Origin of the sequence: Enterococcus diestrammenae (genome assembly GCF_049384045.1) — a bacterium.
GTDB lineage: Bacteria > Bacillota > Bacilli > Lactobacillales > Enterococcaceae > Enterococcus_C > Enterococcus_C diestrammenae.
Genome location: NZ_JBMRGR010000005.1, coordinates 146687 through 155483, shown reverse-complemented (window position 1 = coordinate 155483; position 8797 = coordinate 146687). Strand labels below are relative to the sequence as shown.

Annotated in this window: 7 protein-coding genes; all 7 read right to left on the bottom strand. The window is 43.7% G+C overall.

The window, feature by feature from the left end:
- Window positions 1–31 precede the first annotated feature (31 nt).
- Window positions 32–1789, bottom strand: a complete 1758-nt coding sequence (locus ACO03U_RS05555) for an endonuclease MutS2 (protein WP_204686689.1) — start codon at window positions 1787–1789, stop codon at window positions 32–34.
- A gap of 351 nt (window positions 1790–2140) precedes the next feature.
- Window positions 2141–2482: a winged helix-turn-helix domain-containing protein gene (locus tag ACO03U_RS05550; protein WP_204686688.1), complete on the bottom strand. Its 342-nt coding sequence runs from the start codon at window positions 2480–2482 to the stop codon at window positions 2141–2143.
- Between the two features lie 44 nt (window positions 2483–2526).
- On the bottom strand, window positions 2527–3924 hold the full coding sequence (locus ACO03U_RS05545; protein WP_204686687.1) for a uracil-xanthine permease family protein: 1398 nt from the start codon (window positions 3922–3924) through the stop codon (window positions 2527–2529).
- 360 nt (window positions 3925–4284) lie between these two features.
- The gene (locus ACO03U_RS05540) at window positions 4285–5736 is read right to left on the bottom strand and encodes a uracil-xanthine permease family protein (protein WP_204686686.1); all 1452 of its coding nucleotides are present in this window, start codon (window positions 5734–5736) and stop codon (window positions 4285–4287) included.
- A gap of 140 nt (window positions 5737–5876) precedes the next feature.
- Entirely contained in the window at window positions 5877–6251 is a 375-nt protein-coding gene (locus ACO03U_RS05535) for a RidA family protein (protein WP_423104412.1), read from the bottom strand.
- A 124-nt stretch (window positions 6252–6375) separates the two neighbouring features.
- Complete coding sequence (arcC, locus tag ACO03U_RS05530; protein WP_161868717.1) at window positions 6376–7308, bottom strand: carbamate kinase; 933 nt, start codon at window positions 7306–7308, stop codon at window positions 6376–6378.
- A 218-nt stretch (window positions 7309–7526) separates the two neighbouring features.
- Window positions 7527–8726 carry a knotted carbamoyltransferase YgeW gene (gene ygeW / locus ACO03U_RS05525; RefSeq protein ID WP_204686685.1) on the bottom strand — a complete coding sequence of 400 codons (1200 nt, stop codon included), beginning with the start codon at window positions 8724–8726 and terminating at the stop codon, window positions 7527–7529.
- Window positions 8727–8797: the final 71 nt, after the last annotated feature.

Genomic DNA, 8797 nt, shown 5'->3' with positions numbered 1-8797 from the left:
GAATTGGCTCTTTCTTTACAGTAGATAGTTTTTAGAATATCAATTTAGCTGAAAAGTGATAGTTTTTCAGCAGCCTCGCATCACTATCGGAGATTTTTTGATAAAACAAGCCCACTACACCGGTTTCTGTATAGCGCACACGATCCCCCATGCCATAGGTCACCATGGTATCTGTTGGACTTTGCGAAAGTTTCGCTATGTTGGTCTTTCGCTTAAATTCTTTGGCCTTGTGTTCTGGCGGTTGACCTTGCAAATAAGCCATCGCCTGTTGCAATACGGTGTTGGATAACCCTTTTTCTTCGGCAATCCAAAACGCATTACTAGCGCCGACTTGATCCATTAACAATTGATATTTCGGTGTCAACGTTTTCGAATCAAAAGCCATAGCCGCTGTTTTAAAATCCTCATGGGCCAATGCATAGTCCTTGATTTCGCCATAGTGGGTGGTTGCAATGACTAACGCGCCTTGTTGATATAAAGCTTCCATCACTGCAATCCCCAATGCGGCCCCTTCTTTGGGCTCGGTTCCACTACCAATTTCATCGACTAAAACCAGACTATTGCGATGACTCACCTGCAAAATACGACTAAGGTTTTCCATATGCCCCGAAAAAGTGCTTAAAGCATTGCTTAGATTTTGCTGATCGCCAATATCAATCTCAATATTTTTAAAAATCGGCACAGTTGTCTGGCCCTGATGATAGGGGAAGAGCCCTGAAGTTGCCATCAAGCAAACTAGAGCAACGGTTTTCAACACCACAGTTTTCCCTCCGGCATTGGGCCCGGTGATGACTAATCCGCGAGCTGAGGAACCTAAAGAAAGATTCAAAGGCACCGCTGCTGAGCCTAACAAAGGATGAGTTATTCCATCAAAAATCAGGTTTTCTTGATCATTGACCGTCAGTGGCTGGCCATTGATACGACGAGAATACTTTCCCCGCGCAAAGATGATGTCTAGTTCACCGAGAATTTCTCGACTATACCCAATCTCCTCTAGTTTTTCGGCAATCATCCCCGTCAAACCCGCCAAAATTTGATAGACTTCCGCAGTTTCTTCCGCTTTAGCCATAATCAGACGATCATTTAACTTCGCCACTCCCAAAGGTTCAATAAAAACCGTCGTCCCTTTACTAGAACGATCAATTAGATTGCCTTTGATACGACTTTGAAATTCCGTTTTAACTGGTAGCGTGTATCGTTCCTCTTTGACAATTACCAAGCGATCTTGCAGGTACTTAGCGACACTAGGATTTTTGATAAATTTATCCAAGCTTTGTTGCAAGTCTTGTTCAAGGGTACGTATTCGTCCCCGTATTTTCCGTAATTCCTGTGAACTGTCATCACTGAGGCGATGGCCATTGACGCAGGCTTCGATTTCAGCTGTAATTTCGTGAAAATCTCCCAAACCACGGGTATAACGGTACAAGACCGGTGTTTGGTACTGATTTTTTTCAAAAAGTTTGCCAATCAGACGAAAACTCCGCAGAAAGTCGCCGTATTCCGTCAGTTCTTCTGGTTCTAATAATAAGCCTCGATTGATTTTCTCGGTCAGTCGCCGAATATTTGCCATCCCCATAAAAGGCACATGCTGCCCCGAACCCAATAAATTCATGGCTTCCGCAGTTTCCGTCAAGCGTTTTTCAGCAGTCGCTAAATCCGTCGCCGGTCGTCTCTCCATAAATGCCTCTCGCGCAAAATCGCTAATAATCAATTGCTTCACTTCTTCTAAAATCTCAGCGAAACCACTTTCTTGATAAAGTTTGACTTGTTCAATTTGATTTGTTTTCATTTCGGTCCTTTCTCATTGGCAGACCGCAGCCCCACGACAGTTCGTTTCAGTTGTTCGCTAAAAATCCAGACAAGCCACGAAAGTCTCTCTTTTTAGATGCAAAAAGAGACAGACTCCCGCCTGTCTCTTACTCTTAACGCTTTGATCAGTAAGGTATCTGCAGGCATGCCAAATAAACATTGCTTCATTTGGCTTCAATTGCTAATTAGATACCTAGCACACTCACAAAACATCCTACTTTCTTGAAACGAATTTAAAAAAAGTATACCGCAATCTTTTTAAAAAAACAAGCTAGCCTCACTATTTTCAGAGACCAGCTTGGTAAATAAGCCCTATTTTTACACTTTTACGTTACCCAAAATATTTCTGAAACAGCTCAGCTACCACTGCCTCCGCTTCTTGACGAAAGCCCACGTAAGTCGCCACCAACTTTCGACCTTCTGCAGTCAACTGAGTGCCGCCACCAGAAGCACCGCCGATATTAGTTTCCACTAACGGCTGGCCCCAGTTTTTTTCCGCCCGTTGCAAAATACGCCAAGCCTTATTGTAAGACATTCCCATCTGTTTAGCTGCTTTGGATAATGAGCCAGTTTGTTCAATCTTTTCCATCACTGTCACCACCCCCGGACCAAAGAACACCTCCTCGCCTTTGATTCGCAGTGTCATCACATAGTCTAATCGTCTCGCTGCCATTTTGTCCTCCTTTGGCAAATGGTTGACTCTGATCATTAGCCAGCTTATTTTGAATTGGCTGGCGCAGGAACACTAGCATTTTTTTTAACTTGCTTTTGCAGGTTTTCAGTTTCACGATTAGTTTTTTTCTTACGCAGTGGCTGGTTCAAGATTAAATTAAAGACAATCGCTAAAATTGTCGTCAAAATCACCTCTGAGTTTCCGAAAATCGTTGTGACCCATTCTGGAAAGCCAGCTAAAGCCCCTTCAGACATGACAATTCCTGCTCCAAAGGCCAATGACAACCCCACCACTGTCGTATTTTCCGGAGTTAGTTTTTCATTGGCAATGGTACGGATTCCCGTCATGGCAATCGTTGCAAAGACGGAGATCGTCGCCCCACCAATCACACCGTATGGAATCGTCGTCAGAAGACCAGCAATTTTTGGGAGAAAGCCTGCCAATAGCAGAATACTGGAGGCAAAAACCAAAATGTACTTATTAATCGCTTTCGTAGCAATCACTAGGCCCACATTCTGACCAAAGGTGGCACAGGGAACTGAGCCAAAGAAACTGCCGATAAAATTGGTTAGGCCACTACCCATGATGGCTCCGGAAAGCTCCTGATTGGTAGGTTGGCGCTCCATCGCGGAAACGGTGGTAGCAGTAAATTGACCTACCGACTGGACAGCGTCTACTAAAAACATGATGATCAAAGTCATAATTGGAACAAGTTTAAACTCAAAGCCAAAATGCATTGGCTGAATCATTTGAAACATCGGGGCCGTCGTCACAGCATCAAAAGACACGATACCCATGAATAAGGCTAAAATATAGCCCACTACCATGCCTACAAGAATCGAGGACAGTTTCAAGAGGCCTTTGCCAAAATGATTCAAATAAAAAACCACCGCAAAAGTCACCAGGGCCACCAGCCAATTGTGAGGCGTTCCATACCAAGGATTGCCTGCACCACCGGCCATGTACTTAATCGCTACCGGAAATAAGGACAAGCCAATACTTAAAATCACTGTCCCTGTTACGATTGGTGGAAATAAAATACGAATCTTATCAATAAACAAACCGATGACAATCACCACTACACTACCTACCAGCTGAGAGCCAAAAATAGCTCCAATGCCAAAGTCAGCGCCGATAGAAAGTAAGATGGGCACATAGGCAAAGCTCGCTCCCATCATCATTGGCAACCGGGCTCCAAATCGTCGAAATAAGGGAAATAACTGCAATAAAGTCGCCAATCCAGAAAAGACCAGGGAGGTTTGAATAATTAAGCGGGTATCACTAGCATTTAAACCACATATCTTGGCAATCATCAAACCCGGCGTCACGATGCCCACCACAGCCGCCACCACATGTTGCAAACCTAGTGGCATCACCTCAGTGAAAGCCGGACGACCATCAAAAGTAAACAGACGATTTTCTTTTGTGTTTTCTTTATCCATAAACTATTGCCTCTTTTCTCTTTTGTACCAACGACTGCTTATCGAACTTTGATAAGGTCCTGGTATCTTCAGCGAATCAACCGCCCTTGTCCAAAGATCCCAACCAACCTTGGACAAAACCGGAGATGAGCTACATTTAATAAAATCTGTTACCAAATCAACAAACTGAAGAGACTAGTCCATAAGTCTGGCTATCAGTAAAGCTTCCCATGGGCTTAAATACCGCCATTGCTTTAACAACGCTTATCGCATTTAAGCGCTGGGAAACATTTGCCGATAATGACTTATGTGCTAGCCTCCTCGTAATTGAATCACTGGTCGTTTTCTGTGGTATTTTTTTGACAAACCTGACGTCATGAGTTATTTAGTATCTTCTGGTAAACGATCGGCTGCGGTTTCTTTCAACAATAAGTTTAGGACAATCGCTACAATCGTCGCTAGTACCACTGGTGAAGTCCCAATCGCTGTGTATAATTCCTGGGGTATAAAATGCATGCCGGCATTCCAGGCTTCCGTACATACTGCTGTGAAGCCCATCCCAATGGCAACTGACATCCCCACAATCGTTAAATTACGAAATGTCAGTGGTTGTTTAGCAATCAGTTTCAGTCCATTCATCGTAATCATCGAAAAGACAGACAAGGTGGCCCCACCAATAACAGGGTAAGGCACGGTGGTTAAAATTGCTGAAAGTTTAGGGAACAAACCGGCGATTAAAATCACCACGGCAGCTGTCGTAAACACCCGTCGAGCAATGACTTTATTGGTAGCAACAATCCCCACGTTTTGTGAGAATGTCGCAGTTGGCGGTGCTCCCAGCAACGCCCCCATAATGTTCATGACACCATAACCAAGAATGCCCCCTTGCAATTCACTGGTTGTCGGTTCCCGATCCATCCCTCCCACCGTGGTGGAAGTTAAATCCCCAATGGCTTGAATGGAATTGACAATAAACAAAATGACAAACGAAATAATAACAGCTGGTTCAAATCGCAAACCAAAATGTAGTGGGGAAGCGACTTTCAACCAATCCGCACTGGCTACTTTACTAAAATCCACCATGCCAAAAGGAATTGAAATCAGATACCCGATAATCATCGCAAAAAGCACACTCGACAGTTTAGTAATACCTTTAGTAAAGTTGTTTAAAACAAAGGCAGTAGCCAAGGTGATGCCGCCTACTAGCCAAAACTGCCAGGATCCCCAAGGCATCGTCTGGCCATTCGCCATCGCCACTTCAGCTGTCACACTGCCTGCACCCCCAATATACCTCAGAGCAATCGGGTACAAGGATAAGCCAATGACAAACACCACGGTTCCCGTAACAATTGAAGGGAAAAAGCGCTTGATAACTTTGATGGTCATCCCCAGTAAAACGGCGCAGACACCCCCTACCAATTGGGCACCTAAAATAACCCCGATAGCTTGTCTAGGGTCATTTAGCGTACCTGAATACAAAGCTGCCACTGCAGACATCGTCGGTACATAAGCAAAACTAGCCCCCATAATGACCGGCAAGCGCGCCCCTAGTTTGCCAAATAGCGGGAAAAGCATCATTAAGGTCGAAATTCCTGAAACAATCAATGACATTTGGATCAAAATAACGCGATCAGCTTCTGTCAATCCAGCCGCTCCCGAAATAACTAAGGCTGGCGTGATACATCCTGCCACCATCGCCACCACGTGTTGCATTGCTAAAGGAAAGGTTTGACTAAAGGTTGGTTTACCTTCCCACTTAAAGATTTCTCGATTTTCCTGATGAATAGTTTTCTTTTCAAATAATCCTTGTTTGTTTTCCTTTGTGTTATCCATAGTTTTCTCCATTCTGATATGTATTCATGAGAAAGCGTGGCACCGGCGCTTAAGCGTTTTCATTTAACGAATACATCATGTTGTTTTCCGGCACCACATGATTCCTCAAAGGTCAAACTCGGTCAGGTTTGTCGGATGAACTATTTTACCGCAACGACTTCAATTTCAAATTCTCCACCTAAGGGCAAAGATTGAACAGCCACGCAAGAACGGGCTGGTTTCCACTCACTAAAATACTCCCCATAAACAGCATTGACTTCAGCAAAATTCCCCATATCTGTCAAGAAGACTGTGGTTTTTACCACATCGCTTAACTGAAAACCGGCTTCCTTTAAAATCCCTTCCAGGTTGATAAAGCCTTGCTTTGCTTGAGAAACGACGCCTTCCACCAATTGTCCTTTCGCTGGATCAATCCCCAGCTGACCGGAAACGTAAATCGTATTGCCAGCAATGACCGCATGAGAATACGGTCCGACAGCTGCTGGTCCTTTTGTTGCATTAAACATTTTATTCATGATGATACTTCCTCTCTTCAACTTCGGTAAGACTTCCCCAAAACCTTACCAATCACAAACAACCCCTAAGTATCCCTAAACTTGATGTTTCCATTTTCTAACTTACTCCCCAATGCCACTGATTTTAGCCTACAATAACGGTTCCAGTCTTACCTGCTAGGCCATCTTTGGCTTTTTCCAATGAAGTAATCAGCGTTTTCTTGCCAGATTTCGCAGCAAAACTCAAGCCTGCTTCTACTTTTGGCAACATCGACCCTGGAGCAAAATGCCCTTCTGCGATATATTGCTTCATTTCAGCAATACTCACTTCCCCTAGTTCTTTTTGGTCTGGTTTGCCAAAATTCAGCGCCACTTTTTCTACTGCCGTTAAAATGACTAACATGTCGGCATCAATCGTGGCCGCTAGTAATGCCGAACAGTAATCTTTGTCGATAACTGCTGCTACCCCTTGTAGATGATCATTTTCTTGCTTAATAACGGGAATACCACCGCCACCACAACAGATAACCAGTTGATCAGCTTTCAAAAGGGTATCAATCGTCTCCAATTCAACGATTTCTTTGGGTTTTGGTGAAGCCACTACCCGTCGATAGCCCCGTCCAGCATCCTCCATCACGTCAACGCCTTCGTTGGCTAACTGATCCGCTTCAGCTTTCGTCATAAAACGGCCGATTGGTTTAGTTGGCTTGTTGAAAGCCGGATCAGCTTTGTCTACTACCACTTGTGTTGCCACGGTGATCACCGGTTTGTGAATGTTGCGGTGGAGCATTTCTTCCCGCAAGGCATTTTGCAAATCATAGCCGATATACGTTTGGCTCATGGCAACACAGACCGATAGCGGAACTGGTGGATACTTCGTAGGATCATCAGCAGTTAACTCATCCATCGCCAGTTGAATCATCCCAGCTTGCGGGCCATTGCCATGAACCAAAATGACTTCATGCCCTTCTGCAACTAAATCAACAATCGACTTTGCTGTTTCTTTGACGGCTGCCATCTGTTCAATCAAATTATTACCAAGGGCATTCCCACCGAGGGCTACTACCACTTTAGCCATACATTTTCCCCTTTTCAACGTTTTCTTAAAATCCTATTTCGACTCAGGTTATCGTTATTTAAATGATACTCCTTTGATTATAAGTTGTATAGAGACTTTAATGAAAACGCTTTTTATTCTTTGGTTTTAAGTCGATCTTTTCACAACCAAGACGCGCTACGGTACATCTTAAGATAGCAGGCATCTTGGTTGCTTTCAGATCCTAAAAAATTGACTGCTTATTTTTCGGAGACTTTCCGTTCTTGTCCGCGAGCTTCCAATTGTTCCAACATTTTAGCTGGATCTTTGAATTTACTTAGGAAGATCATTGCCGCAATTACATAAGGTTTATTTGATGCTTGACGATACAACTCGTCCCGGTAGCGATCAAAGACTGAAGCATCAACTTCCCCTTCTTCAGCAGAAACACCGGTAATATCAGCAGGTAGTGGGTGCATATACAAAGCTTTCCCGTCTTTAGTCAAGTTCATCATTTCTTCAGTACAAGCCCAGTCTTTAAACTTACCGTTGTCAGCTAAGAGTTCTTTTTCCAACTTATCAATGCCGTCAAAATCCCCTTCCGCATACAATTGGGTCCGTTTTTCCATCGCTTCAAAAGGCGCCCAACTCTTACAAATAATGACATCGGCATCAGTGAAGGCCTCTTTCATGTCGTTGGTTCGTGCATAGGAGCCGCCAGATTCTTCCGCATATTTATGAGCCAGTTCTTCGACTTCCGGCATCACTTCATAACCTTCTGGATGGGCCAACACTACATCGGCACCAAACCGTGTCATTAAGCCAATCGTTCCTTGAGCTACAGATAAAGGTTTACCATATGATGGGGAATAGGCCCAAGACATGACGATCTTTTTACCTTTCAAGTTTTCAATGCCGCCAACTTCATGAATAATATGGTTCAAGTCAGCCAAAGCTTGTGTAGGATGGTCTTCATCATCTTGCAAATCCACCAAGATTGGTCGTTGTTCCAATATGCCATCGCGATAGCTGTCTTTAACGGATTCGATGACTTCTTCCATATAAGCGGCACCTTTACCGATATACATGTCATCACGAATCCCAATCACATCAGCCATAAAGTAGATCATCGTCGCAGTTTCCCGAACAGTTTCCCCGTGAGAGATTTGTGATTTCTTTTCATCCAAATCTTGGATAGCCAACCCTAACATATTACAAGCAGAAGCAAATGAAAAACGAGTCCGGGTGGAATTATCCCGGAAAATGGAAACACCTAAGCCGGAATCAAAAATTTTGGTTGAGATATTCCGTTCCCGTAAGTTGCGCAAAGCATCCGCCATTGCCAAGGTGGCGCGGATTTCATCATCAGATTTTTTCCAAGTTTGCATAAAATCATTTTCAAACATTTTGGAAGTATCTTTTTCATTAATCACGTTTACTAGTTCTTTAAAATCGGTCATTTTATGGAACTCCTTTGTCATTTTATAAGTACGTATTATCGAGTGAAACTGTTACTTTATGAATGGCTTGG